The sequence below is a fragment of the Rhodococcus sp. NPDC003318 genome (genome assembly GCF_042879035.1).
Taxonomy (GTDB): Bacteria; Actinomycetota; Actinomycetes; order Mycobacteriales; family Mycobacteriaceae; genus Rhodococcus_G.
In genome coordinates, this window is sequence record NZ_JBIAOU010000009.1 from 106,188 (window position 1) to 132,887 (window position 26,700).

Annotated in this window: 24 protein-coding genes and 1 tRNA gene; 20 read left to right on the forward strand and 5 right to left on the reverse strand. The window is 67.4% G+C overall.

What is annotated here, in order from left to right:
• The first annotated feature begins 166 nt into the window (after positions 1-166).
• Positions 167-520 carry a hypothetical protein gene (locus ACFYVR_RS16270; protein WP_387474849.1) on the forward strand — a complete coding sequence of 118 codons (354 nt, stop codon included), beginning with the start codon at positions 167-169 and terminating at the stop codon, positions 518-520.
• 1,441 nt (positions 521-1,961) lie between these two features.
• On the opposite strand, the gene ACFYVR_RS16275 is transcribed toward ACFYVR_RS16270, so the two are convergent.
• On the reverse strand, positions 1,962-2,579 hold the full coding sequence (locus ACFYVR_RS16275; protein ID WP_387475002.1) for a PadR family transcriptional regulator: 618 nt from the start codon (positions 2,577-2,579) through the stop codon (positions 1,962-1,964).
• 198 nt (positions 2,580-2,777) lie between these two features.
• On the opposite strand from ACFYVR_RS16275, the gene ACFYVR_RS16280 reads away from it, so the two are divergent.
• Complete coding sequence (locus tag ACFYVR_RS16280; RefSeq protein ID WP_387474851.1) at positions 2,778-3,299, forward strand: flavin reductase family protein; 522 nt, start codon at positions 2,778-2,780, stop codon at positions 3,297-3,299.
• A 36-nt stretch (positions 3,300-3,335) separates the two neighbouring features.
• On the opposite strand, the gene ACFYVR_RS16285 is transcribed toward ACFYVR_RS16280, so the two are convergent.
• Positions 3,336-4,928, reverse strand: a complete 1,593-nt coding sequence (locus tag ACFYVR_RS16285; protein ID WP_387474853.1) for an AMP-binding protein — start codon at positions 4,926-4,928, stop codon at positions 3,336-3,338.
• A 126-nt stretch (positions 4,929-5,054) separates the two neighbouring features.
• On the opposite strand from ACFYVR_RS16285, the gene ACFYVR_RS16290 reads away from it, so the two are divergent.
• The 7 genes from ACFYVR_RS16290 (at position 5,055) to ACFYVR_RS16320 (ending at position 11,290) form a co-directional block, all read left to right on the forward strand.
• Positions 5,055-5,426 carry a nuclear transport factor 2 family protein gene (locus ACFYVR_RS16290; RefSeq protein ID WP_387474854.1) on the forward strand — a complete coding sequence of 124 codons (372 nt, stop codon included), beginning with the start codon at positions 5,055-5,057 and terminating at the stop codon, positions 5,424-5,426.
• A 13-nt stretch (positions 5,427-5,439) separates the two neighbouring features.
• Positions 5,440-7,098 (forward strand): FAD-binding protein, encoded by a 1,659-nt coding sequence (locus ACFYVR_RS16295; RefSeq protein WP_387474856.1) that lies wholly within the window; start codon positions 5,440-5,442, stop codon positions 7,096-7,098.
• A 15-nt stretch (positions 7,099-7,113) separates the two neighbouring features.
• Positions 7,114-7,371, forward strand: a complete 258-nt coding sequence (locus ACFYVR_RS16300; protein WP_387474858.1) for a hypothetical protein — start codon at positions 7,114-7,116, stop codon at positions 7,369-7,371.
• A 326-nt stretch (positions 7,372-7,697) separates the two neighbouring features.
• Entirely contained in the window at positions 7,698-9,212 is a 1,515-nt protein-coding gene (locus ACFYVR_RS16305; protein WP_387475004.1) for an MFS transporter, read from the forward strand.
• Positions 9,213-9,313: 101 nt separating this feature from the next.
• Positions 9,314-9,401: transfer RNA gene (locus ACFYVR_RS16310), tRNA-Trp, on the forward strand.
• 69 nt (positions 9,402-9,470) lie between these two features.
• The gene (locus tag ACFYVR_RS16315) at positions 9,471-9,941 is read left to right on the forward strand and encodes an SRPBCC family protein (protein ID WP_387474860.1); all 471 of its coding nucleotides are present in this window, start codon (positions 9,471-9,473) and stop codon (positions 9,939-9,941) included.
• 239 nt (positions 9,942-10,180) lie between these two features.
• On the forward strand, positions 10,181-11,290 hold the full coding sequence (locus tag ACFYVR_RS16320; RefSeq protein ID WP_387474862.1) for a fatty acid desaturase family protein: 1,110 nt from the start codon (positions 10,181-10,183) through the stop codon (positions 11,288-11,290).
• A 52-nt stretch (positions 11,291-11,342) separates the two neighbouring features.
• On the opposite strand, the gene ACFYVR_RS16325 is transcribed toward ACFYVR_RS16320, so the two are convergent.
• Positions 11,343-12,347 carry a bifunctional lysylphosphatidylglycerol flippase/synthetase MprF gene (locus ACFYVR_RS16325; protein ID WP_387474864.1) on the reverse strand — a complete coding sequence of 335 codons (1,005 nt, stop codon included), beginning with the start codon at positions 12,345-12,347 and terminating at the stop codon, positions 11,343-11,345.
• Positions 12,348-12,534: 187 nt separating this feature from the next.
• On the opposite strand from ACFYVR_RS16325, the gene ACFYVR_RS16330 reads away from it, so the two are divergent.
• The 10 genes from ACFYVR_RS16330 (at position 12,535) to ACFYVR_RS16375 (ending at position 23,129) form a co-directional block, all read left to right on the forward strand.
• Positions 12,535-14,145: an aldehyde dehydrogenase family protein gene (locus ACFYVR_RS16330; RefSeq protein WP_387474866.1), complete on the forward strand. Its 1,611-nt coding sequence runs from the start codon at positions 12,535-12,537 to the stop codon at positions 14,143-14,145.
• Between the two features lie 10 nt (positions 14,146-14,155).
• The gene (locus ACFYVR_RS16335) at positions 14,156-15,295 is read left to right on the forward strand and encodes an acyl-CoA dehydrogenase (protein WP_387474868.1); all 1,140 of its coding nucleotides are present in this window, start codon (positions 14,156-14,158) and stop codon (positions 15,293-15,295) included.
• 10 nt (positions 15,296-15,305) lie between these two features.
• A complete protein-coding gene (locus ACFYVR_RS16340) occupies positions 15,306-16,580 on the forward strand; it encodes an aspartate aminotransferase family protein (protein ID WP_387474870.1) in 1,275 nt (424 codons plus the stop codon).
• A gap of 10 nt (positions 16,581-16,590) precedes the next feature.
• Positions 16,591-17,163, forward strand: a complete 573-nt coding sequence (locus ACFYVR_RS16345) for a type II toxin-antitoxin system RatA family toxin (protein ID WP_387474872.1) — start codon at positions 16,591-16,593, stop codon at positions 17,161-17,163.
• Positions 17,151-17,651 (forward strand): hypothetical protein, encoded by a 501-nt coding sequence (locus ACFYVR_RS16350; RefSeq protein ID WP_387474873.1) that lies wholly within the window; start codon positions 17,151-17,153, stop codon positions 17,649-17,651. The genes ACFYVR_RS16345 and ACFYVR_RS16350 overlap by 13 nt, the downstream gene beginning before the upstream one ends.
• Positions 17,648-19,153, forward strand: a complete 1,506-nt coding sequence (locus ACFYVR_RS16355; protein WP_387474875.1) for an MmgE/PrpD family protein — start codon at positions 17,648-17,650, stop codon at positions 19,151-19,153. The genes ACFYVR_RS16350 and ACFYVR_RS16355 overlap by 4 nt, the downstream gene beginning before the upstream one ends.
• Entirely contained in the window at positions 19,150-20,694 is a 1,545-nt protein-coding gene (locus tag ACFYVR_RS16360) for a flavin-containing monooxygenase (protein WP_387474877.1), read from the forward strand. Before ACFYVR_RS16355 ends, ACFYVR_RS16360 begins: the two co-directional genes overlap by 4 nt.
• Positions 20,695-21,111: 417 nt before the next feature.
• Positions 21,112-21,858 carry a BTAD domain-containing putative transcriptional regulator gene (locus ACFYVR_RS16365; RefSeq protein WP_387474879.1) on the forward strand — a complete coding sequence of 249 codons (747 nt, stop codon included), beginning with the start codon at positions 21,112-21,114 and terminating at the stop codon, positions 21,856-21,858.
• 84 nt (positions 21,859-21,942) lie between these two features.
• Positions 21,943-22,692 carry an NAD(P)/FAD-dependent oxidoreductase gene (locus tag ACFYVR_RS16370; RefSeq protein ID WP_387474881.1) on the forward strand — a complete coding sequence of 250 codons (750 nt, stop codon included), beginning with the start codon at positions 21,943-21,945 and terminating at the stop codon, positions 22,690-22,692.
• A 17-nt stretch (positions 22,693-22,709) separates the two neighbouring features.
• The gene (locus ACFYVR_RS16375; protein WP_387474883.1) at positions 22,710-23,129 is read left to right on the forward strand and encodes an FAD-dependent oxidoreductase; all 420 of its coding nucleotides are present in this window, start codon (positions 22,710-22,712) and stop codon (positions 23,127-23,129) included.
• Positions 23,130-23,197: 68 nt separating this feature from the next.
• Here ACFYVR_RS16375 and ACFYVR_RS16380 read toward each other — a convergent pair whose 3' ends face one another.
• Together ACFYVR_RS16380 and ACFYVR_RS16385 are read right to left on the reverse strand one after the other, a co-directional pair.
• Positions 23,198-24,091, reverse strand: coding sequence for a diacylglycerol/lipid kinase family protein (locus ACFYVR_RS16380; protein WP_387474885.1), 894 nt, complete (start codon positions 24,089-24,091; stop codon positions 23,198-23,200).
• A gap of 50 nt (positions 24,092-24,141) precedes the next feature.
• Entirely contained in the window at positions 24,142-25,158 is a 1,017-nt protein-coding gene (locus ACFYVR_RS16385) for an oxygenase MpaB family protein (RefSeq protein WP_387474887.1), read from the reverse strand.
• Positions 25,159-25,560: 402 nt separating this feature from the next.
• Here ACFYVR_RS16385 and ACFYVR_RS16390 point away from each other — a divergent pair, with 402 nt between their 5' ends.
• Positions 25,561-26,613, forward strand: a complete 1,053-nt coding sequence (locus ACFYVR_RS16390) for a cytochrome P450 (protein ID WP_387474889.1) — start codon at positions 25,561-25,563, stop codon at positions 26,611-26,613.
• Positions 26,614-26,700: the final 87 nt, after the last annotated feature.

Below are 26,700 nucleotides of genomic sequence, written 5' to 3' on the forward strand. Positions count from 1 at the left end.
GATCTGAAGATACTCCTGGATAGTGTGTGCAACACACGCCGAGCGAAACAGGCTTCCCGGCAGGTGACGGGCCACCCCGCAGCCCGGACCGACCTGCATATCCCCGCGGGTTTTCGCCGCGGACGCCGGGGGAACAGCCGGGAGTGGAGGAACCGACACGAGGCCGATGGGACACCCCAGATCACGGAGCTCCCGACGAGGTGAGAACAATGGCAACAACACGATCAACCTGCGCGCGGCCGCCGTGGCAGCGGCAGTCACTCCCGCGCTGATGCTCGCGGCGCCGACGGCTACCGCGTCGCCAGCAGTGAGCGCCGGGGCCGCTGGCGAAGTGTCGGTATCGGTTCCGGCAGGAGAGAACTGGAGCTGCGTCGGCGTAGGTTCGACCTTCGGCATCCGCGCCGGCGCATTCGGAGTCGGCGTCGGCAAGATCGGCGGATTCGCCAAGGGAAACGTGACCGTCCTCTGCCTCGGCACCGCGGCGCCGTTCGTCATCGTCGCCACGGTATCCGTCAAGTAGCGTCGGCGGGCACATCTCCGCTGGGACATCGCCTTTCGACAATCCGCGCGGCAACACCATCACACTGTCCGGCAGCCACCGCCCACTCCACGACGACACAGTGACCGCCTCACGTGACCGACCTGGTTGGCCACGTCCAACACCCTTGACGTCACGAGCCCACCACCCCTCGTAGGTGAACGTGACTCCCGGCTGCTCGGTAGCGGGACGTGCACCATGACTCCCGGCTGCACCGGGACCCATCTGACTGCCGGTGCGGCCTGCGCCGCACCGGCAGCACCGATCAGCAGTCCTGCTGCGGCTGTCGAGATCACGAGTTGTCGTATGCACTCACCCATCTGGGTTCCTTCCCCTGTCCGGGCGAGATCGAGTATCCGCTCACGGAACGGACGCAGCTCCTCATCCTCGGTTCCACTCATACGGCGATCAATCTTGATTCAGGCAGCTGGTACGCCGTCGCCGAGACGCCGCGCACTGTCTTCAGGTATCACTGTCTGAGCGTTAACGCCCGGCCTCTGCCCTCGATAACCCCCGTGCGGTGTTCGCCTCGCCGAGGCACGAGCACCACGCGCGGCCCGGATGTGTCCCCTCGACGCACACCCGGCCGGGATCAATACCCGCGGGGTTCCTTCCCCCGAATCCGGGCCGGTGATCGAGTTCGAGCTCGTCGGGTTCGCCGCCTGATGATCAGACATGCCGTCTGTATAGGGACACGGCCCACACACACGCCCGCGGCCTGTATCTCACAGGACGATGGGACCGGGCGACGTCGGTCATCGGCTGCTCCAGCGGCGGGCAGATCACCAAGGCGTACGGGTAGGCGACCCCGCTGATGAGGTAGGGCGCGAGGGCCAGGCCGCTTGGCCTGGTCAGTCCGAACGGCAGCGCGGGAGGAGAACGACGTCGCATAATCGGCGTTACCCGCACTCAAGCTGATTTTGACTACCGTAATGTCGTGCCCGGTTCGGTTGGTCAGCACGCCACTGTAAGTGAACCTTTGAACAACCCCACCCTGAGGGACTTCCACTTACACGATGGGTCGATGGGTCGACAATTCTGCAAGGTCATGAAACCCTTTGGATACCAAGAAGTATTCCCCGTGGATCCCTGGGGCAATTCGAGAATTCTGTTCCCGAAGAAGAGATATTCCGTTCGCTAAAGTTATGGACAGTCGTAGGCGAGGGTGGCGATATTTATCCATCGGGACCTTCTCGAGAGCATTAGATTGATTCTTGATTTCCAAAAGAGCCAAGTATTCGCAACCGTGGAGCAGGCCACCGTTAGTGCGAGGAAGAAGGAAGGCAATCCCAAGAATATTGCCCACCCGCCGCCTGAAACCCTAAGCATCAGGAGTGCACTGGTTGTAGGCGAAATTATCAACCAGCCGACGGCAATTGCTATATCGCCCGATGTCCCGCCGAAGACGACGTCAGGGCGCCGTTCAGTCCAGGTCGGGGTGCGCCTCGTGCGTCTGCTGCTCGACTCGGCGCCATGCACCGGGAACGGGCTTGGGGAAGTTCACCTCGTCGCCGACCATCGCGGACTGTAGCACCGCGTGGGCCTCGTCGATGTCCTCGATGAGCCTCTCCGCCAGTTCCTTCTCGGCGGCGTAGTACCGTTCGGACCAGCGCAGCGCGATCACCGAGTACGCCCAGGCCGGCTGTTCCGCGGCGCCCGACGCGTCGGCGGAGGCGCGGCGTTGCATTTTCTCCACGTACGCGATGTGCTCGCGCAGGATCTCCTTGAGCCGCTCCGGCTCGTTCAGGTGACCAAGCCAGATACGAAGCATCACACCGTGTTTGAGTATCGGCGGGTCAATCGGTGCCTCGTTGGCCCACCGGCTGACGGCGGTGGTGCCCGCCTCGGTGATCGTGTAGAGCCGGCGGCCGCGGACCCCGTTGTCGTGTTTGACGCGGGAGGTGACGAGGCCGTGCTTCTCGAGTTTCTTGAGCTCCGTGTACACCTGGCTGAACGACGGGCTCCAGTAGAAGAAGCGGATCGACCAGTCGGCCCACTTCTTCAGTTCGTAGCCCGAGAGCTCCTCGCCGAAGGCGAGCATGCCGAGAACCGCCCAGCTCGTCGCCGGGAGGGCGGGCAGCTCGGACTCGGGAGCCGATTCGGGCGAGGACACAGACAAATGCTAGCAATCGGTCATCCGTCGACTGCAGAGTCGACGCCCACTGACCGGGATCGGGGGTGGCATAGTGCCTGGTGGCGCCAGATCCTGTTGGGGCCCGTTCTCGTCAGGAGGAAACACATGAGCGCAAAGCCCACCGCAGTCGCCGACCACGCCGAGCTGTCCGGTCCCGACGCCGCGACTCTGCGCCAGGTCATGAGCCACTTCTGCACCGGCGTGGCGGTCATCACCGCCCACGACGGTGAGCGCCCGCTCGGCTTCACCTGTCAGTCGGTCGTCTCGCTCTCCCTCGAACCGCCGTTCGTGTCCTTCTGCCCGACCAAGACGTCGACGAGCTGGCCGCTGCTGCGGGACGCCAGGAACCTGTGCATCAACGTCCTCGCCCACGATCAGAAGGACATCTGCTCGGCGTTCGCCGTCAGCGGCGCGGACAAGTTCGCGGGCGTGTCCTGGTCACCTGCCCCCAACGGTGCGCCCGCCATCGCCGGCACCCTCGCCCGCATCGACGCGACGCTCGAGGTCGAGCACGACGCCGGCGACCACACCATCGTCATCGCCCGCATCACCGACCTGACGGCCGACGTCGACCGCAAGCCGCTGCTGTTCTTCAAGGGCGGCTTCGGCGACTTCGCCGCGCACTGACCAACACCGCACGAGGTCGTACATCCCGCCCCGAGGTCACCGACCGCCGAGAGCGCGCAGGGCGGGGCGGGACGCCTTGCCCGACGGCGTCCGGGGCATCTCGTCGAGCAGGATCACCGCCGTCGGCACCTTGTACCCGGACAGCAGCTCCCTGCAGTGGTCACGCAGGGTGCAACCGTCGACCGGTGCGATCGGCACGACGTACGCGACGGGGCGCCGGCCCAGCCGCTCGTCGGGCACGCCGAGCACCGCGACCTCCCCGACCGCCGGGTGGGCCGCCAGCACCGACTCGATCTCCGCGGGATAGACGTTGAACCCGCCGACGACGAACATCTCCCCGATCCGGTCCACCACCCGCAGGGCGCCGTCGTCGTCGAGCACCCCGATGTCGCCGGTGTGCAACCAGCCGTCGGCGTCGAGGACGCGCGCGGTCGCGTCCGCGTCGTCGAGGTAACCGGACATCACGTTGAACCCGCGCACCAGCACCTCCCCGGCGCGTCCGGGTCCGACGTCGCGGCCGGATCCGTCGACGGTCCGCATCTCGATCCCGGGCAGCGCGGGTGCGGCCAGGCCGTCCGGGCCGCCCGGGTGGGGTCGCTGTGCGGTCACCGTGCCCGCGGCTTCGGTGAGTCCGTATCCCGTTGCCACCGAACCTATTCCGAGAAACATCCGGATTCGGTCCAGCAGTTCGGCGGTCACCGTCGCGGCACCGGTCACGGCGAGGCGCGGTGCGGGATCGAACGGCGGTGCGGTGCCGTCCCCGATCAGGTCCGTGAACAGGGTCGGCGGACCCGAGACGACGGTGATCCGCTCTGCTTCGACGAGACCGCGCACCGCGGCCGCGTCGAACACGTCCACCGCCACGTAGCACCCGCCGACCGCCAGGGCGGCGAGCAACCCCGCGTTCAGTCCGAACGAGTGCGACAGCGGATTGACGCCGAGCAGCCGGTCGGATCCGTCGATCCCCAGCCGCTCCCCCAGGTCGCGGTACACCCGCACCAGCTGGCCGTGCCGCAACACCACGCCCTTCGGGGTCCCTGTCGACCCGGACGTCGACATCACGTAGGCGACATCCCCCGCGGCGGCGGCGCGGTGCCGGTCCAGCCGGCGCAGGTCGAGGGCGCGCGGATCGTCGCCCGAGGCGACGAAACCGTCCCACCCCGCGTCCGGGTCCCGGTGCAGGTCCACGACACCGCGCAGGTCCGGCAGGTCGCGAAACGGTGCGTCCGCGGCCGGCGGACCGGCCGCGGCGCGCAGCAGTCCGGTGTAGTCGGTGTCGAGAAAACCGTTGTCGAGGAACAACTGTCGGACCCGCGTCCGCCGCAGGATCTCGGCCGCTTCATGCCCGCGGGCGCGGGTGTTGATCGGTACGACCACGGCACCGATCGAATGGGCACCGAGCACCACCACCGTCCAGCGCACGGAGTTGGGTGCCCAGAGTGCGATCCGGTCGCCGTGCTCGATCCCCGCGGCGATCATCGCCCGGCCGGCGCGGTGGGCCGCTGCGGCCAACTGCCGGTACGTCAGCCGTTCGCTCGTGTCCACGACGGCTTCCCTGTCCGTGTGCGTCCGCGCCGACTCGGACAGGATCGACCACACGGTCTGGGGCTCCGGTACGGGTGAGGTCACGGCCGGACGGTACCCCACGGATCACGACTCGGATGCGTGTCCCGCTCGGCGGGAGAAGCCGGGCGCAGGGCCCCGGTTACGTGGCTACCGTCACACCGCACGAACCCCGACACCCTGGAGTTGACCATGGCCTCCGAAGACGACATCCGTTCCGCGGTCACCGCGTACCTGGCCGCAGTCGGCGGCGGTACGTCCGCCGACGTCGCGGCCCTCTACGCCGACGACGCGACCCTCGAGGACCCGGTCGGCGCCGAACCGAAGGTCGGGAGGGAGGCGATCGAGAAGTTCTACGCGGCCCTCGACGCCGTCCGCAACCGCACCGAACTGCTCGCCGTGAAGGTGGCGGGCAACACCGCGGCGTTCCACTTCCGGGTGGTCACCGAGACCGGCGAGCAGACGATCACCATCGAACCCATCGACGTCATGACGTTCGACGACCAGGCACGCATCACCAGCATGCGTGCCGTCTGGTCGCCGTCCGACATGGTCGTGTCCTGAACAGGAGCCGATCGTGAGCACGAACGAAACCTGGGACCATGAAGTCGATTTCGTCGTCGTTGGCAGCGGATGCGGTGGTCTGACCGCGGCCCTGGCAGCGCGCAAGGGCGGTCTCGAGACACTGATCGTGGAAAAGGCGTCGGTCTACGGCGGCACCACCGCCCTGTCCGGTGGCGGCATCTGGATCCCGAACAACCCGACCCTGCGACGTGAGGGCCTCGCCGACAGCAGGCAGGACGTGCGCCGCTACCTCGACGCCGTCGTCGGCGACCGCGTGCCCTCGGCGAACATCGACGCGTTCATCGACCATGGGCCCGCGATGATGGAGTTCCTGGAGTCCACCGGACCGCATCTGCGGTTCCAGTGGTGCACCGACTACTCGGACTACCACCCCGAGAAGCCGGGCGGCCGGGCCCGCGGCCGATCCGTGGAACCGCTGCCGTTCGACCTGAAGCTGCTCGGCGACGACGAGAAGTTGCTGCGTCCGGCCGCGCTCGCGACCCCGGCCGGGCTGTACATCACCTCCAAGGAGTTCGTGAAGCTGAACATGGTGATGCGGACGTGGGCGGGTCGCCGTGCGGCGCTCGCCACCGGTTGGCGCGCCGTCAAGAGCGTCCTGCTGCGTCGGCACATGGAAACGCTCGGTCAGGCCCTGATCGGACGGCTCCGGCTCGCGGTCAAGGAGGCCGGGGTTCCGCTGTGGCTGGACAGCCCGATGCGCGAACTCGTCACGGACGACACGGGCGCGGTCCGCGGTCTGCTCGTCCGCAAGGGCGGAACCGACGTGCGGATCCGGGCCCGGCGCGGCGTTCTGCTCGCCAGCGGTGGATTCGAGCAGAGCACGCAGATGCGCAAGCAGTACCTGCGCGAGGGCGGGAAGGACAACTACAGCGCCGGGTCCGTCGACAACACCGGAGACGGCATCGTCGCCGGTGAGAAGGTCGGCGCCGCACTCGATCTGATGGACGACGCCTGGTGGATGCCGTCGTTCCGCAGGCCGGACGGGATCATGCACGTCCTGGTGTCGGAGCGGTCCATTCCGCGGTCGATCATCGTCGACCAGTCCGGTCGCCGGTTCACCAACGAGGCCGCCCCGTACGTGACGTTCGTCCACGAGCAGATCGCCGGCAGGCACGATCCGGTCTGGTTCGTCTTCGACGGAAAGGCGAAGAACCGCTACCAGTTCGGTGGGGTGATGCCCGGTCAGAAGTTCCCGCAGTCGTGGTTCGAGTCCGGCCTGATGCATCGTGCGGACTCGATCGAGCAGCTGGCCACCGACATCGGCGTACCGCCGTCGCAGTTGTCGGAGACGGTGTCCCGGTTCAACGGATTCGCGCGAAGCGGACGGGACGCGGACTTCGGCCGCGGCGACAGCGCCTACGACAACTACTACGGCGACCCGACGCTCCCGTCCCCGACGATGGACGTGATCGACTCCGGTCCGTTCTACGCGGTCCGGATGCAGGTCGGCGACCTCGGGACGAAGGGTGGTCTGGCCTACAACGAGCACGCCCAGGTGCTGCGCGCCGACGGTTCCGTCGTCGACGGTCTCTACGCGACCGGCAACACGGCATCCGCCGTCATGGGCAACGACTACGCCGGCGCGGGTGCGACCATCGGACCCGCCATGGTCTTCGGTTACATCGGTGCCCGGCACGCCGCCGCCGGTTGACGCGGGAGATGTGTGATGCGTGAACTGAAGTGCGGTACGTGCGGCACTCGGGTGCTGGTGGAGAAGTACAGCCCCACGCACACCAGCGTGCAGTGGCAGGGCGACGCGCAGTCGTCGTGCCCGGAGTTCGCGCGGCGGGCGGCGCTCGGAGAGCCGAGCAGCGCGATCCCGACGTGCCACGCGTTGCGCGACTCCATCGAGCGGGCCGTGTACGACGGTGTGCTCGAAACCGATTCCCCTCGTAGCTATCCGGTGGCCGGCCGCCTCGGATAGCCGACCGTCCCGACCAGCCCGGTGACCCGGTGCCACATCCGTGGCGCCGGGTCGCTCTGCGTTCCGGGGTGGTTCGTCATCTTCCGTGTGGCACAACGTCCTTACTTCTGCTACCGGTCCGATGTGCCGTGTCACCACGGGTTGTGCCGAACTCGGCGGGCGGTCCCGGGTCGGTTCTCCCGCTGGGTGGACACGGTCATGGCGCAGCAGGGGTCGATGCCACTGTGATGTCGGTTACACAGGCGATCGCCTGGTGACACCGAACCCCCACCCACGTTCCCCCATCCTCGGACGAATGCCGTGGTGGGTGAATGCGAAAGGAACCGATGATGGTCGGTCACGCTCTTCCCGGCGGTACCACCGCCGACACCGCGCCACAGCGCTGGACCCCGCGGCTGGTGTTCTCGCTCGCCTCGATCGTGCTGCTGCTCGAGATGCTCGCGGTGAGCTACATGATGATCTCGATGGCACTGCCCGCCATCTCGGCCCACTACCAGACCACGCAGGGCGCCTGGCTGCTCACGTCGTTCCTGCTCGTCGGGGCGGTCACCGCGCCGCTCATCGGCAAGCTCGCGGACATGTACGGCAAGCGGCGCCTGCTGCTGGCCTGCGTCGGCATCGCCGTCGCGGGCTCGTTCCTCTCGGCCGTGGCGGGCAGCTACGCGATGCTGATCGCAGGACGCGCGCTGTCGGGTCTGCTCGTACCGTGCCTGTTCCTGAGCTACTCGCTCATCCGCGACGTCTTCCCCGCGAAAACCGTTGCCCTGGCCGTCAGCATCGCGACCAGCGGTATGGGCCTGATCGCCATTCCCGCGCCGTTCCTCACCGGCTGGCTGATCGACAACCACGGATTCCGCAGCATCTTCTGGTTCTTCGTCGTCGGCCTGGTGGTGCTGGCCGCGATGATCGTGGCGTCCACCGACGAGTCGCAGGTCCGACTGCGGTCGAGCATCGACCTGATCGGTGCCGTCCTCCTCGGGGCCGGCATCGCCGGAGTGCTCGTCGCCGTCAGCTTCGGGCCCACGTGGGGTTGGCGCAGCGGCGCGACCCTCGCGTACCTCGTCGGTGGCGTCGCCCTGCTCGTCGCGTGGTTCGTCTCGGCGCGGACGGTCCGCGAGCCGCTGATCGACCTCAACGTCCTCGGCAAGCGGCCGGTGCTGCTCACCGCGGTCGGCGCCGGATTCTGCTACGGCGCCAGCGGACTGTTCACGATCCTGCTGCCGATGCTCGCGATGACGCCGGCGATTCTCGGCCTCGGCTACGGATTCGGCGTCAGCGCTGAGGGATTCGCGATCTTCCAGGCGCCGATCGGCGGCATGGTCGTGGTCGGCGGCATCGTCGTCGGCATGTTCGTCGGGCGCGGTGTCCGCCCCCGACCGCTGATGGTCACCGGCATGCTCTGCATGGCCGCCGGCTTCGCCTGCGTCGCGATGGTTCACGACGACAAGGCGCTGCTGATCGCCTTCGCCGCGCTGTTCGGCACCGGCATGGGGATGGCGTACGCCTCGGTTCCGAACCTGCTGATCGAGGCCGTCCCGCCGCAACTGCAGGCGAGCACCGCCAGCATCGTCGGGGTGTTCCAGTCGGTGTTCCCGGCGGTGCTGCCGGTGATCGCGTTCACGGTGATGAACAACTCGTACATCGCACCCATCCCGCTCGAGCTCACTCAGGGCGCGATTCTCTACACCGACACCGGCTACCGGGTCGCGTTCCTCATCGGCGCCGCCGCCGCGGTGCTCGGTGCGCTGGTCGCGTTCGCGCTGCCGCGTCGCATCGAGCAGCTCGCCGTGCCCGCGGCCGACGGGACCGCCACCCCGGAACCATCGCTCGTCCGGGACTGATGCCGGCTCGGCGGCTCTGACATCGCGTCGGACGAATTTCAGAGGACCGTCAGAGGGCGGGCGGTACCGTCGCCGAGTCGAGCGCAGGATGTGCTCGGCGGGGAAGGGTACTCGAAGAGGCCGAACGAGGGTCGAGTCCACCTCGATCAGGGTCGACGCCCTGCGCAGGTTCGAATCCTGCCCCTTCCGCGCGATGACTCGACAGGCCGACGGCGGATTGGTGGGCCGTCGGCGACGCCGACACGAAAGGTCCAGCCGATGCTCGAGACAGTCTTCGTCGCGCCCTGTGACGCGCCCGTGGAAGTGGCCTGGGACTACTTCAGCGACCACCGCAACGCCGTGAAGTACATGCACGGCATGGTGAGCTACACACCCACGGGGCCGCTCGACAAGTGCGCCGGCGCGACCTTCGACGGTGCCATGAAGCTCGGTCCCTCCACGATGAAGTCGACCGTCGAAACAGTGACGTGGGAGGAGAACTCCCTGGCCGTGTACAAGTCGACCCAGGGTGTGAACCTCACGACGACATACCGATTCAGAAAGGTCGACGACGATCGCTGCGAGGTGGAGGTCGAGATGTTCTTCGAACTCCCCGGCGGTGTCGCAGGACGGGCGATGGAGAAGGCGATCGAACCGATCGTGCGATCCAACGCCAATCAGACGAGGGACAACATGACCCGCCTCGTCGGCGAGTACCACACGGAGATCAAGAATTCCGTCCAGCCCTAGACAGCACATCGTTTCACCGGTCCGAGGCCGGCCTCGTTCACCTGACGAGGCCGGCTTCGTCGTCGTCCGAGCGCGTCGTCTGAAAGGTGCCGTGTCGGAGGCTCACCGAAAAGTCAGCACCCGTGCGACACCATGCCCTCGGGTACCGCACCCCGGTGCGCCGCGTCCTCACGTTCCGTGAACGCACGGAAGAACCACATCGTGTGCACCGCCACTGCTGATCAACGGAAGGCTGCCCCATGACGGTCAACTACGAGCGGCTGCTCGCCACCGCGGTTCCGGATCCGATCGTGGAGGCGGATCGGTCCGGAACCGTCACCCCCAGCGGTGCCGACCGGCCGGCCGTCGCCGCGTCGGGGTTCCCGGCGCTCCAGAAGGAGGTTCGTGCGGCGGGTCTGCTCGACCTTCGCCGGGGCCACTACGCGGTGAAGATCGTCGTGAACCTGATGATGCTCGGAGCGGGGTGGGTGGCCTTCTTCGTCATCGGGCGCAGTTGGTGGCAGTTGGTGATCGCGCTGTTCATGGCGTTCTGCTACGTGCAGATCGGTCTCATCGGCCACGACGTCGGGCACCACCAGGTGACGCGTACCCGCAGGGGGCGGGAACTCCTCGGCTACCTGCACGGAAACCTGTTGCTGGGAGCGAGTTACGAGTGGTGGATCAACCATCACAATCGTCATCACAGCAATCCGAACCACATCGAACGTGACACCGACATCGTCAGGCGGAAGGCGATCTTCACCGCCGAGCAGGCCGAGGAACCGATGAGTGCAGCACGCCGGTTCGTCATCCGCCACCAGGAGAAGGTGTTCTTTCCGATGGCGATACTCGAGTCACTCGGTCTGCGGGTAGTGAGTTTCCGGGCCGTCACGATGCGCAGCGTTCGCCGTCCGCTGCTCGAGGGCGCACTGATCGCGGTGCACACGGTGCTGTACTTCACCGCTGTCTTCACGGTGCTCGGGCTGTGGACGGGGATGGCATTCGTCGCGGTCCATCACGGTGTCACCGGCCTGTACGGGGGCCTGATCTTCGCGCCGAACCACAAGGGCATGCCGGTCCGGTCCGACGAGGAGACCCTCGACTGGATGACCCGGCAGGTCGTGACGGCACGCAACGTGCGGGGCGGGCGCATCATCGACTACATCTACGGTGGACTGAACTACCAGATCGAGCACCACCTGTTCCCGTCCATGCCGCAGCCGAACCTGCGCAAGGTACATCCGATCGTGCTGAAGCACTGTGCGGCAGCGGGACTCCCGTGTCACGAGACGTCCGTTGTCGGAGCCTACGTCGAGATCGTCAAGCACCTGCGCAAGGTGCGGATCGAGGCCGAGCCACTGCTCCGGTGAGAAGACACTCCCCCGGCGGACCCGTCCGCCGGGGGAGTGCGTGTGTGCGATGTCAGATCGAGTTGGTCACCCGCAGCAGGGCCCACGCCAGCCGGGGACGAAACCACCCGTCGTAGGCCATGTACTCGGGAAGCGTCGCTTCCGGATACCACTTCAGCTTGTACTCGAGTTGCGTCGCCGACGGATAGACGAACGAGCCGTGTTCCCCGAGCAGCCCGACGATCCGGGTGATCGGCGCGGACGCGGTGGTCATCTCGTGGACCGGGTCGAGGCTGGTGAACGGGGTGAACCCGAAGTGCAGCCACTCGGCACCGCCCTCTCGGAACCGTTGGCATGCACTGAAATTGATCGCCTCCATCACCCCGGGCGGCGCGTCGGGGACACGGCGACTCAGGTCGTGCAGCCATCCGGGGCGCGAACCGTGGACCGGCGCGTAGGAGACGTACCCGACCGGCACACCGTCGACGGTGCCCAGGAACAGTCTGCGGTGTTCCTGCGCCGGCCCGCCGATCTCACCGACCAGGAACTGCAGTTCCCGGACGTGCCGTCCCTTCTGTCGCAGCCACACGCGATCGATCTGCTCGATCCGATCCGCATGTTCCGCCGCGTCGACCTCCGCTATCTCGAGGCCCGCTCGGGTGGCTCGGGAGATCTTGTTCCTCAGTCGCACGAAACGCTTGCCCCGCAGGGTCATCCCGGACAGCTCCACGGCGTACGAGGCGCCGATCTGGTTGACCCGCATTCCCCGCTCGGCGTACAGGGTGGCGTCGTCGTGCTGGAGCTGCAGGGCCAGCACGCGTCTGCGTCGTCGCCCGGCGGCGTCGAGGAACGCCTGGAGCAGGGCCGCGCGGTCGTCGGCCGCTGCGAAGGGACCGCCGAACTGGATCCAGCACCTCCCCACCTCGCGGTAGGCGATGAATCCGTCGAGGTGTGGAGCCGTGAACAGCTCGTTCCCCTGATTGAGTGCGAGAAACGCACTCGGGTTGTCGGCATGTCGGCTGATTGCCGAGAATGCGGCATTCCGTGCCTGATCCGGCACGGCTCGAGGTGAGGACACGGTCGATCACTCCGTCGTGGGCTGGGACTGGTGGTGCGACGAGAGTTGCGCGTCGTCCTGACACGGGCCCGACGCACTGCCCCGAACGCATCAGTCGAGCGTCAGAAGAGGTCCATACGCTCGCACCGACGAAAGCGAAGTCCTGGCCGGCCGGACAGGCACAGCAACGAATCACATGGGATCGGGTATGTCACTGACCAAGCTGGGTAACGAACTGTTGACCTACGGCAACTACGTCGGAGGAAAAGACGTCGAAAGCGACAAGTGGGTGCATGTGCTCTCGCCCCGTGCCGTGCTCGACGACTCCTTCAGCGCGCTGCGGACCAAGCGTGAGCTCGACCGCGGAGCACTCTCGGTGGACGATGCCGAACCGGGGCTGGTCGTCGGACGTGTCGCACTCGCCGACGATCGCACGGTCTCCGAGGCGCTGTCGGCCGCGGCGTCGGCGGCCGTCCAGTGGCGCACCTACCCCCGGTCGGTCCGGTTCGACGACACCCTCCCGCGGATCCACGAGCGTCTCCTCGAGTGCCGTGAACTCATCGTCGAACTGCTGACGTACGAGGGGCATCCACTCGAACTGGCGGAGTGGGAGTACTCCGGATGCCTCGAGAACACCTCGAAGCTGTCGGTGGACTTCCTGCGGACACAGCTGTGGAACGAGCACATCGCCGACGACGGGCGGCGCCGGATCGTCCGCCGGCAACCCGACGGTGTGGTGTGCGTCAATCCACCGGCGAACGCGCCGATGGCCAGCGTCCTGCTCGCGGCGCTGTCGCTCGCGGCGGGAAACGCGATGGTGATTCGAGCCCCGCGCACCGCGCCCCTGGGCGTCATGTGTGTGATGCGGGAACTCATCGCGGACGTACTCGGGGAGGTCGGCGCTCCCACAGGGACGGTGAACGTGCTCTGCGGAAACCCGGCGCCGCTGCTCAAGGCCTGGCTCGACAGTCCCCATGTCGACGACATCATGTACTTCGGCAGCGTCGAGCCGGGACTGAAGTTCGAGCAGAAGTGTGTGGCCGCAGGCAAGAAGCCCATCCTCGAACTCGCGGGCAACGACATCGTCACCGTGTGGTCGGATGCGAACCTCGACCATGCCGCGACGGCGATCAGCGAGAGCTTCTACGGTTCGGGACAGCTGTGCATGGTCCCGAACGTCGTCGTCGCACACCCGGCGATCGCCGACGACCTCATCGCGTTGGTGGCGGAGAAGGCCGAGGCCATGCGGCCCGGATATCCCGACGACGAGTCGACACGTCTGGCTCCCGTCCTGCGCCACGACGGGTTCAACGCGTTCGTCGCGGACGCGGTCGCCAAGGGCGCCACCGTGGTGACGGGTGGCGGCGGCATGCACCTCGACGGTACCCCGGGGGACACCGGATTCTTCCTGCAGCCCACGGTGATCCGTGTCGACGGTCTCGAGCGGGCCCGTGACGTCGACGCGGTACGCGAGGAGACCTTCTTCCCGCTCATCCCCGTCGTCGTCGCGGAGGACGCCGCCGACGACGTGCTCCTCGACACGATGATCGACTTCGTCAACTCGAACAGGTACGGCCTGCGGAACTCGTTGTGGGCAGGCAACGACACCACGATCGACCGCTACGTGACCGCCGTCGTCAACGCGGGACTGTTGAAGGTCAACGAATCTCACATCGCCTTCAGTGCACCGCTGCCCTCGCACGGCGGCACCGGTGTCACCGGCGGCGTCTTCGGCGAAGCGAACTACCCGATTCTGCGTACCACCCACCTACAGGGCGTGGCGATCACCGATCGCCCGCAACCGCCTCGGCACCGCTAGGAGAGCCACCATGCGAAGCCTCGACGATGCTCGCGACGTCTGCGAAGCGTATCTCCCGGGCCTCTTCGACGAACTGGACGCGACGCCGCTCCGTGATCTCGAGCGGCCCGGCAATCAGGGCCTGGACATCTTCCGGAAGTACGGCGGATCCGCGCTCGTGATTCCGGAGATCTACAGCGGGCTCGGCGCCGGTCCCGTCGACGCGATCCACGTCATGCGCGCGATCGCCTCACGTGCCCCCTCCCTCGCGGTGGCCACGGCAATGCACCACTTCTCGGTCGCCACGCTGTTCACCCTCGCCGACTGCCTGCGCTCGAGCGGCACCGAGTGGGCGATGCTCATGGGCATCGCCGAACAGGGTCTGCTGGTGGCGTCGGGATTCGCGGAAGGTAAACCGGGACAGGGAATCCTGTCGCCGTCCGTCCGAGGGTCGATCGCCGACGGCGGGTACGTCGTCAACGGATCCAAGAAGCCGTGCAGCATGGCGCGGTCGATGGACCTGCTGTCCGCCAGCACGGCGGTGACCGACGCGAACGGCGACACCGAGCTGATCCTCCTGCTCGTCCCGGCGGATTCCGACGGGCTGTCGGTACATCCCTTCTGGCAGAGCGACATTCTCGCAGGGGCGGAGAGCGACGAAGTCCGCCTCGTCGACGTGTTCGTCGACGAGCGGCTCGCGACCCGAGCGGAGTTCACCGACAGCGGCGAGGTGGATGCACTCCAGACCGTCGGCTTCATGTGGTTCGAGATGCTGATCTCCGCCTGCTACCTCGGGATGGCCAGTGGATTGGTCGAACGGGTCTTCGCCGCGGACCGGGTCGGCGCCGAGGCACGGGCGGCGATCGGTGTCCGGCTCGAGACGGCAACGCTGCTGTTGGAGCGGGTGGCGGCGTTGCTGGCCGACGGTGCCTGTGACGGCGCTGCCCTGACCAGGGCGATGATCGCCCGCTACGGCGCTCAGGACGCGATCAACGACGCCGTGGGCCGGGCCGTGGAAGCCCTGGGCGGGATCAGTTTCATCACCGATCCCGGCATCGCGTACCTGCAGTCGGCGACGCGCTGCCTGAGCTTCCATCCCCCGTCGCGTTCGTCCACCCACGGGACGCTCGCCGTGAGCCTGGCCGGCGGCAGCTTCGTACTGGATCGATGAGGCGGACGACATGACAACGGCGAGAACGACACCGGCGAGTTCGACAGCGGCCGGGGACGTCGACCGGATCTACCGGACCAACCTCAGCGCCGGGCGCGCGATGATCGCGGAGATGACCGGTGGCCACGTCGAGGTCGCCTCCGAAGGCGCGTGGGTCACGTCCGCCGACGGCGAGCGATTCCTCAACGCCGGCGGCTACGGGGTGTTCATCACCGGTGCGCGACACCCGATCGTCGAGGACGAGGTGATCAGGCAGTTGCGAACGCATCCGGTGGGTACCAGGATGTTCCTGGACCCCGTCGCGGCACGGGCAGCCGAGATGCTGTCCGCGTGTACTCCTGCGGGTCTCGAACGAATCCACTTCTGCGGTTCCGGAGCGGAAGCGACGGAGGCGGCGATCAAGATCGCACGCCTGCAGGGTCGGCGCAGGCTCGTCTCGATGTACGGCGGCTATCACGGCAAGACGATGGGAGCGCTGTCGCTGACCGCCCGCGCGGCGTACCAGAAGCCCTTCGAACCGCTGCTGCCCAGCGTCACCCACGTCACCTACTCGGACGTCGACGAACTCGAGGCCGAGCTACGCCGTCATCCCGGTGAGGTGTGTGTGATCGTCGAACCCGTGCAGGGCGAGGCCGGCGTGATCGTGCCCGAGCCGGGATACCTGCACACCGTGCGGGCACTGTGCACGCGATACGGTGCATTCCTGGTCGTCGACGAGATCCAGACCGGCCTCGGCCGTCTCGGGTCGTGGTGGGGGGTCGACCGCGAGGCCGTCGTTCCCGACATCCTGCTGTCCGGGAAGGCCCTCGGCGGCGGCATCCTTCCCGTCGCGGCGGCGATCTGCACCGACGAGGCGTTCGGGGTGCTCAACCGCGATCCGTTCCTGCACACCTCGACCTTCTCCGCCGCCCCCCTCGCGATGGCTGCGGTCTGCGGGGCACTGCGCGCAATCAAGGAGGACGACCTCGTCCTGCGTGCGCAGACGTTGGGGGCCATCCTGATTCCGGCCGTCACCCGGAGCCTGACCCGTCACCTGGGTCCGTTCGTCCGCGCCGTTCGTGGGCGGGGCCTGCTCATCGGCATCGAATTCTCCGAGCCGGGTATGGCGGGAGAAATGTTGGTGGAGTTGATCTCCAACAGGGTCATCGCCAACTTCTCGTTGAACTCGGACTCGGTTCTGAGGTTCACGCCCCCCGCGATCCTCACCGAACCGGACACCGAATTCCTGCTCGCCGCGCTGGACAACGCAGCGCACACGGTCGGCACCAGATATCAGCACAGTTAGGAACGCACACATGAGAACAGTGACTCTCGCGGTGGTCTCGCGGGGCTGCGACGCCGACGAAGCGTACCGGCGCGTCAGCGACTTCGAGCGGTATCCGCAACTCGTGGACGAGGTGCGCTCGATCACCGTGCAGGAGAGCACCGGTGGTGTGACCGCCAGCGACTGGGAGGTGTTCTTCCGCAACGGACCGCTGCGGTGGTCGGAAGTCGACTACTTCCAGCCCGAGATCCGCCGCATCACGTTCGAACAGACGGCGGGATACTTCGAGGTCTTCCGCGGCAACTGGCAGGTCGATCCGGTGCGCGACGGATGTGTCGTGAACTTCGAGGTGACCTTCGACTTCGGTATCCCGAGCCTGGTCGGGGTCCTGGAACCGATCGCGACCAAGGTCCTCAAGGAGGGGATCGCGCTGGCACTCCTGCAGCTGCTCGGCGACGCCGAGGTCGAGAACGATCCCCTGGTCAGCGGTGCGGTGGCGGCCAAGCTCGCCGAACTGTCGCTCGCCGAGACCGCCGCGACGCCCGCCGGGCCCGCGAGGAGACCGGACGCCCGCACGGAATCGGACGCCCGATGGACCATGTGAACCGGTACGACACCCGGAACACGTTCTGGCTGGTCCGTGCGGAGTACGCCCTTGCGTTGGCGATCGCCGTGGCGCTGTTCCTGTGCCATGTCCGTGACGTCAACTGGGTGGTCGCGGTCGCGCTGTTCCTCTACATCGACGTGATCGGCTACTTCCCCGGGGCCGTCGCCCACGCCAGATCGAAGACCGGCGAGATCTCGACCGTGTACTACGTTCTGTACAACACGATGCACAGCATGGTCACCCAGGCCGCCGTCGTGGGTGCGTGGGTGTACCTCCTGGGCTTCGAATGGGCGCTTCTGGTGATCCCGATTCACCTGTGCGGCGACAGGTTCCTCTTCGGAAACTTCCTCAAGCCGTTCGCCGATCCGTTCGAGCCGAAGCTCATTCCGGAATTCAAGGAGTTCGAGGAACGCAGAGCGCTCCGGGGGCGGGCCCGGATCCCCGCTCGACAAGCGCCGCCGCCAACCGTGGTGCCGGTGCCGTGACCGTCACCGACACCGCGACGCCGACGGCCCTCCTGCGCACGCTCGCCGACTGGGCCGCGCGACTGCGGTACGACGACATCCCTTCCACGACGAGGGAGCTCGCGCACAGTCAGATCGTGTCCAACATCGCCGCGGTGCGTGCATCGGCGCAGCATCCACTCGGCCGCCGGCTCGTGGCGGCATTCGGGCCACCCGACCAGCGGGATCCGAAGAACGCCGCATTCGTCCTCGCGGGACTGTCGATCCTGCTCGACTACGACGAGGTGTCCTACGTCGGTCATCTGTCGACCTCGGGGGTGAACGTGGCGATCGCCTACGCGGCGGAACTGGGTTCGAGTGGCCGGGACGTCGTGACCGCGGTCATCGCCGCGAACGAATGCGCCGCGCGTGTGACGGCGGCGACGATCCTGGGCCCGTTCTTCCGCGGGCAGACGAACACCCACTGTCACCTGGTGGGCGCCGCAGTCGCGCTGTTGAAGGCGAGGGCCGCGTCGCACGAGGAGTGGGTCGCCGGCCTGGGGCTGGCGCTGGGCATCCTTCCCACACCGGTTCACGACGCCGTCCTGGGCAGTGACCTGAAGGCGCTGACGGCTGCGTCCCCGGTCCGGATGGCCCTCGACGCGTGTGACGCTGCCGCTGCGGGGTTGACGGGCAGTGCGACGCTGCTCGACGGCCCGGACGGGTTGTTGGGCCAGTTGTCGAACGTGTACATGCCGGACGCGGTCGTAGCCGGCCTCGGCGAACGGTGGCACACGGACACGTTGGCCTTCAAGCGATTCCCCGCCAGTGCCTACGCGCAAGCGGCGTTGGAGTGCGCCGAGCGCATTCACCGGCGCACGGGTGGGATCGGTCCGTCCGACGTCACGGAGGTGCGTGTCCACGGGTCGATCCTGACCTGGTTGCTGGACCGGAAGGTGACCTCGCATCCCGACGGTCACACGAGAAGTGTGACGGCCGCGAACTTCTCGCTGCGATACGGCGTGGCGACGGTCCTGACGTGCGGCCGACTCCAGGTCGCGGACCTCACCTCCGAGCGGATCACCGACGAGGGGCGCGGGGAACTGGCGTCGAAGGTGGTGGTCGAGCACGACACGGAGCTGTCCGAGGCGATGGTTCGGGCCACCTCGCCCCTGGGCCAGGCATTGCGGCAGGCCGGACCCCGGGCGCTCGACTGGCCGGAGCTGACGGCACTCGGTGGCGACGATCTGGAGAGCAGGCTCCTCGCACTCGGCCCGGTCGAGTCGACGTTCGAGAACGCGACGATGGCGATCGGAGCCCGTGTCGAGGTGATCCTGGTCGACGGGACGGTGCTCACCGAGACCTGCGACGTGCCGACCGGCATGACCGGGCACACCACCCGGAGATCCCACCGGAGCCTGGTTGCCGAGAAGTTCACCGGAGTCGGTGGCGATCCGGCGACCGCCGAAAAGCTCGGCGCACTGGGACAACTCGATCCGACCTCGACCGCGGACACGCTCAGAGCCGCACTGGGAGCAGCATGATGACACCCGATCGTGGACGCCTCCTCGCCGACACCTCGACCGCCGGGGAGGACGTCGAATCCGCCACCGTCGAGCCCGACGTGCTGATCGTCGGCGCCGGGCTGGCCGGTATCGGGATGGCGATCACCCTGCTGAAGGAGGGGCGGCCCAACTTCGTCGTCCTCGAGAAGGCGTCCCGCATCGGCGGAACGTGGCGGGAGAACACCTATCCCGGCTGCGCGTGCGACGTCGCCAGCGTCATGTACTCGTACTCGTTCGCGCCGAACCCGTACTGGTCGCGGATGTACGCGGAGCAGCCGGAGATCCTCGACTACATCGATCGCGTCGCCCGCGAGTACTCCCTGGACTCGTACATCGAATTCGACACGGAGGCAGTGTCGTACGTCTTCGACGAGTTCACCGACCGGTGGCGAGTCGAGACGCGCGGCGGCAAGGTGTACGCACCGCGGGTGGTCGTGGCGGCACACGGGGCCCTGCACAATCCCGAGATCCCCCACTTCGACGGTGACGCCGATTTCCAGGGTGCGATGTTCCATTCGGCCCGGTGGGATGAGGGCGTCCGGCTCGAAGGCAAGAGGGTGGCCGTGATCGGTACGGGATCGAGTGCAGCGCAGTTCATTCCGAGGATCGCTGAGAGTGCCGCGCACGTCGAGGTGTTCCAGCGTACGGCGCACTGGGTGCTTCCCAAGGCGGATCGCCCGATCGGTCCGGTCGAGCGGTGGCTCTTCGCACGGGTTCCCTTCCTGCAGTTCGTGTACCGAAACGTCGCGTACTGGACGCACGAGGTTCCGGTGCTCGCCTTCATGAACCCGCGCCTGGTGAAGCTCCTGCGAGCGGCCGCTCTCCGGCATCTCCGGAAGCAGGTCCCGGATCCCGAGCTGCGGGAGAGGCTGACCCCGACCTACGAGATCGGCTGCAAGCGGATCCTGCTGTCGAACGACTACTTTCCGGCCCTGCAACGTGACAACGTGACCCTGGTCGCGCAGGGCGTCACGGATCTGACGTCGACGGGGGTCCGCACCGCCGACGGTGCGGTTCACGCCGCCGACGTGGTCATCCTGGGTACGGGCTTCTCGACGAACAATCGCTGCGCCGACGAGAACATCGTCGGGCGCGCAGGGGTGTCGATTCAGGAGGCGTGGCGCGACGGGATGCAGGCGTATCTGGGGACCACCGTCGCGGGATTCCCCAACATGTTCATGATCATGGGCCCCAATTCGGGTGGTGGGGCCCAATCAATTCTGTTCGTGATCGAAACCCAGATCAGGTACATCGTGCGGTGTCTGGACATGATGACCGCGCGCGGCGCCACCCGGCTCGAGGTTCGTGACGACGTGCAGCGCGACTTCAACTCCTGGCTGCACGGGCGACTCTCCAGGTCGGTGTGGAACGCGGGCGGGTGCACCAGCTGGTTTCTCGACCACACCGGACGCAACCGGCAGTCGTGGCCCGGGACGGGCACCAGCTACTGGCGACGGTTGCGCACACCGGATCCCGAGGCGTTCCGGCTGTCGTCCGCGACCGTGTCGGATCGCGGGTGACCCGATGAACGTGTGAAAGTGTTTTCAGGGCAAGCAGATTGCCGTTGCCCTGTGCTTCGACACCGGGCCGGGTCGATTGCGGCAACAGCTGAACGAATTGCCGAGCGCTGTGACTGATGTCTCAAGGCTGCCCAGCGGTTGTCTCGATGGCGCCCCCTGGTGCGCGCTAGACTCCGGTTCGCTCGATGCGGTGGGGGGAGCGTCCGGAGCAATCCGTCTTCCTGTCGTCATCGAGTGCGACGGCAAGAGGTGAACGACGACCACCGGTCGATCTGTACTCGGAAACAGGGGTTCGGAAACGACGAGCGGCTCCGCTGTGAGCAGTCGTCCTTTTCGTTGAGTCTTCCGGGTACGCACCTGCCGTCGTCCACCGGAAGTCGCACGCGTGTGCGACCAGGCGCCAAGGGGAGAGCTGCCATGAGGGACGGACGGTTTTCGATCAACATTCTCGGCCCGTTGCAGCCGAAGTACGGCGACGTCGAGCTGCGGCTTCCCGGACGGAAGTTGCGCGGCATCCTCGCGCTGCTCGCCGTGCGTGCCGGCGACGAGGTCCGACGCGACGAGCTGATCGAGGAACTCGATCTGATGCGCACCACGGGAAACGCGACGAATGCGCTGCACGCCCACATGACGAGGCTCCGCCGGTGGCTCAATGGGCACTGTGACAGGCAGTATCTGCTGCAATCCGTGAACAGCGGCTACCGCCTGAACGTCGACTACGCGGCCATCGACGCACTTCGGTTCAGGGCCCGCGTGGACCAGGCGCTGGCCTTGTGGCCGTCGGCGCCGTCGGTGGTCGAGACGATGCTCGACAACGCGTTGGGCCTGTGGCGCGGTGATGCACTGGTCGACACGTCCGACGGCCCGATTGCCGCGGCGGCAGCCGACGAACTGCACCAGATGCGCACCGCGGCACGTGAGGTCCTGCTCGACGCCTGGATCGTGCTGGGTCGCGATCAGCAGGCCATCGTCAACGCGCGGCGCTTCATCCTGAGCGAGCCGTTCAACGAGAGGATGCGGGCGCACCTGATCACGGCGCTGAAACGACAGGGACGCCACGCCGAGGCGTACGAGTCGTACTTCCAGGCCGAGAAGATCTTCAACGACGAACTGGGGATCAACCCGGGACGCAACCTGCGCGCAGCGCTCGTCGAGACGCACTGACCATGGACCTCACCATGAGGAGCGGCCGACCGCCCTGGCCCGGCGATCCCGGCAACCCCGACCGCGTCGTGGTCGACGGCGAAAGTGCGGGCCGACGTCACGATCGTCGGCGCCGGAATCACGGGGTTGTCCACCACCTCGTGTCTGGCCGAGCTGCGCCCGGACCTCGACATCGTGGTGATCGAGGCAGACACGGTGGCCGCCGGCGCGAGCGGCAGCGGGACCGGGCTCGTCGGACCGCGGATCGGCCCGGCGCTGCCCGCGCTGCGCCGGAAGCGGGGAGACGACATCGCTCGGGCGAGCTACCGCTGGTCGCAGGCCGCCGTCGAGCATGTCGTGGACACGATCGAGCGGGGCGCCATCGACTGCGGCCTCACCACGGGCACCCAACTCGTCGTGGCGGCCGATCGGCGCGGAGCGAAAGCCGTGCTCGCCGAGAGCATCGCCGCCCGAGCTCTCGGCCTGGACGTCGAGGTCGTGGCGGCGCGGAACCTGCCGGAGGCGGCCTCCCGCTATCTGGGTGGCCTGCGCTACGCTCCCGCCGCGACGGTCGATCCGGCCGGGTACACCCGTGGGCTGGCCACGTTGTGCGAGCGCCGCGGTGTCAGGATCTTCGAGCGCAGCCGCGTCGAGCGTGTCGAACCGGCAGGCCGTCCGACGCTCGTCGCCGGGCACGGGCGGGTGGTGGCCGGCCGAATTGTCCTGGCGGTGAACGCGTTCACCAGAAGTCTGGACGCCTCGTCGAACACGATCGCGCTGCGCGTGCAGGCCGGCGTCACCTGCGGACGGAGCCGCTCGTCGAGCACGGCGAACTGTCGCCCTACTACCGCCTGACACCGGACGGTCGCCTCGTGGTCGGCGGAGGGTCGGTCGGGCACGGACGGGACGACCCGCATGCCCGGGCGCGGGCATTTCTCGACGAGGCGGTGCGGTCACTGCATCCGACCCTGCACGAGCAGCGGATCGTCGCCACCTGGTCCGGTCCGATCGCCATGACCCGCGACGGGTTTCCGATCGTCGGGCGTCGACGAGACCACCCCGCGATCTTCCATGCGGGAGGATGCTGCGGTCACGGGATCGCGGTGTCGAGCTACAACGGCGCCTACCTGGCTCGGTGGATCGAGAACGGGCATCGGAACGACCTGACCGGCCAGCTTCCCTGGATCCGCTCGACCGGGCCGTGGATCCCGTCGGGGATGCTCGCGGATCACGTCCTGGGTCGCTACCCGAGGTGGATGAGCAGAGGGGCACGAACGCGGATGGCGGTGTGACAGCGCATCACGGCAGTGGCCACCGCACTGGTCGTGCCGCGCGAGAGGGGCGCGCGGTACAGACCGGATCAGCGGACCGCGACGCCGACGGACCGCGCGCTGAACGCCGGTGGCAGCGGCGTCGGCACGAGGACCTCGAGTGCCGCGGACAGCACCCGCACCGTGTACGAGGGGGTCTCGAGCTGCGCAAGCTCGCCGTCGAGCTCGACGAGCAGGGGAACCGAGTCGGTCCTCTCGACCGTGATCGCCGCACCCCGGCCGTATCGTGGTGCGGCGGTGTTGCTCAGGAGGCACACGTCGAGCTGTCCGTCGTCGATCAGGGAATCCGGAAGCATCTCGAAACGGCCACCGCGGTGCCGCATCCCGCCGATGTAGGTTCCGATCAGTTCGCCGCTGTGGATGATCTCGCCGTCGACGCTCACCCGCGCCGGATACGGCTTCTGCTTCGTCAGCGCTTCGATTGCGGCCCGGCTCAGCAGATCACGCCCGGTACCCGCCGTCGACTGCGCGATCTCCAACGTGGTGGGGAGCAGTCCGGTGGTCGTCCCCAGCAGGATCACCCGATCGACGCCGTCGGTGACGGCGAGGTCGACGCGACGGTGTTCCAGCGTTCCGGTGGCCAGGGCATCCACGACGTCCGCCCAGTCACGGTCGTCGCACAACCCTCGATAGTTCGAGTTGCCGGTTCCCGCCGGTGCGATCAGCAGGGGCGTCCCCGGATGTGCGTACAGCCCGGTCGCGACCTGCGCGACGGTGCCGTCGCCGCCGACCGCGACGACGACCTCGGCCCACCCGTCCTCCGATTCCCGCGCGACGAGACGTTCGCCGTCGCCGGGGCGGGTGGTGTGGACGGTTCGCAGGTCGATGCACGGATGCGCACGCAGGGTCCGGACCGCACTCTCGGGGGACCCGCCTGCTGCGGGATTGACCACCGCCACTACCCGGACACGGTTGTCGCTCATGTCGTCTGTCGTCCTTTCGACTGTGGTGAAAATGCGCCGACGGCGTCGGATCACGGTCGGCCGGAGCCGTCGGTCTCCGCCGCCACCGCAGCGGCCGGTGCCGTCGATGCGGTGGGTTGTTGATGTCGAGTGGTGGTGCGGCCGAACCTGATCCGTGCAGCGTCGGGTGTCGTGACGGTCGACTGCTCCGGTGGCTCCGCACGGAAGTGTTCGCGGACGATGCCACCGGCGATCGGTGCGGCGATCCCGATCAGGGTCCAGGTGGCACGGTGCGATCGGGCGACGGCCGTCAACAGTGTCCGCATTCCCGCCACGGCCGCTCGGTCCACGACGGCCGGCTGGTCGATCCCGGCGAGCGTCCGCACCCACTTCGGCATCGTCGCGACCGAAACGGGTGCTCCGATTCGACTGATCGCCGCGATCTTCGCCTCGGTGTACGGGCCGCTGGTGTACAACTGCTGGCGCAGTCCCGACCGGGCACGCTCGGACAGGCACAGCCGCGGACGCAGTGACGCGTAGTACCGCCGTACCTCGTCCCGTGAGCGCGGCACGTCGGACGCCTTGCAGGTGAACAGTTCGGCCGCGATGGAGCATTCGTGCCAGTACCGGAGTTCGGAGTCGGGATCCAACGGTCCGGGCCCGAGGAGTTCGTAGCACTTGAGCATCGACTGCCACCCGTCGACGTGGGTGTACAGCTGTGCCTCGGGGCTGTTCGCGTTGTACCGCTTCTGCGTGACCGGCTCGATTCCGGTGGCATGCGTGTGGATCGCGGTGATGAAGTCCGATGTCGTCAACGCGGTCCTGCTGTCACCGAGGATGCCGCTGAGCAGGAACGAGAGCGTGATGTCGAAGAAGTGCGCCGGCTGACGGTAGATGGAGCGCGCGTCGTCCTGTGCGGCGGCGAAGAAGGGATTGAGGAACTGCATGGCGACGGCTCGCTGGAGGCCGATCAGGATCGCCGGATGCGACCAGACGCGCCACGAGACCGAATCCGGTCCGAAGAAGCCGTGATCCACGCGGCGCAAGGTCGTCGCGAGGCGGGAATCGGTCAAGATGTTTCCGGACATGGTCGGCTCCTCGGACGTGCGGCCAGCAGTGCCCGTCATGGTGCTGGTTCGCGCTGACGAGGGGAGTACGCCACCCACCCGTGGAATCAGCGTGGCGTCAGCGCCCGGGTGAATGCTCGTCGACCGACGAGATCGACGTGTGGACGATGTTTCGAGGTGCTGATGCGTAGGTGGTTGTGGTGGGCCGGATCGTACGGAATGCCACGAGTGGCGGTCCTGCGGCAGGCCCGGCGCGGTGATCCGTTGGCCCGATTCATCGTCGAATCCGAAAATGGCTCCGACACTTCAGAATTCACAGCGGAGCTGCGTCGACGCGGTCCTCTGGTGAGGGGGACGCGGCTGTCCGTCACCGTCGATCACGCTCTGTCGACCGCCATACTTCGGGACCGCAGATTCAGTGCGATGGTGCCACCGAAGGACGCCCGCCCGAAGCCGGTGCAGTGGCTGCTGGAGCGAACCGATCCGGGCCTGCCCGATCCGATCGCTCCCCCTTCGATGCTGCGGGTCGATCCCCCGGCGCACACCCGGTACCGTCGGCTGGTCACGAAGCCGTTCAACCATCGGGCGGTGGAGAAGCTGCGCGAGCGCGTCCTCACCGAAACCGACCGAGTGCTGGTCGATCTGGCCGCGATGCCCGCGCCGGAACTGATGGCGGACTTCGCCGTCAAGCTGCCGGTGGCGGTCATCGGGGCGATTCTGGGCGTTCCGGACGACGTGCGGCCGCGGCTGGCGGACTGGGGCACCAGTGCGGCACCCCTGCTGGATCTGTGCCCGAGTTGGCCGGCGTTCCGCACCGCGATCAGCGGGTTGGAGGAGGGAGCGGCGTACTTCGCCGAACACATCGAGGCGTTGCGGCGCGCCCCCGAGGACAACGTGCTCAGCGATCTGATCGCGAACGGCGGCCTCGACGACCGCGAACTGCTGACCAACGCGGCATTGCTGCTCGGTGCGGGATTCGAGACGACGGCCAATCTGCTCGGGAACGGGATCGTCGCCCTGCAGAGCCATCCCGAGCAGTGCGAACTTCTCCGTGCGGACCCGACCCTCTGGGCGACCGCGGTGGACGAGATCCTGCGCTTCGACAGTCCCGTGCAGGTCACGGCGAGGGTGGCGACGTGTGACGTCACGGTCGAAGGGCAGGACATCGACAAGGGCACGGTGGTGCTGATCCTGCTCGGCGGGGCGAACCACGACCCGGCCGTGTTTCCCGATCCGGACCGCTTCGACGTGACGCGTCCGAACGCCAGGGAGCACCTGTCGTTCGGCAGTGGTATCCACACGTGCCTCGGTGCGAATCTCGCACGCATGGAGGGCACGATCGCCCTGCGGGCACTGTACGACCGCTTTTCGGAGATCACGCTCGACGTCGTCCCGGCCCGGCGTCCGTCGGTGAACATGCACGGCTGGGCGGCCCTGCCCGCGGCGTTGATCGAGCAGCCGACATTCACATACTGAGTGTATGTAAAAGTCATTGTGTTCACTGTGTGTGTGCTCGTACAGTGTGTGACGGGGGATACGTCAGCTGTGGTGAAGGGGCGGGCT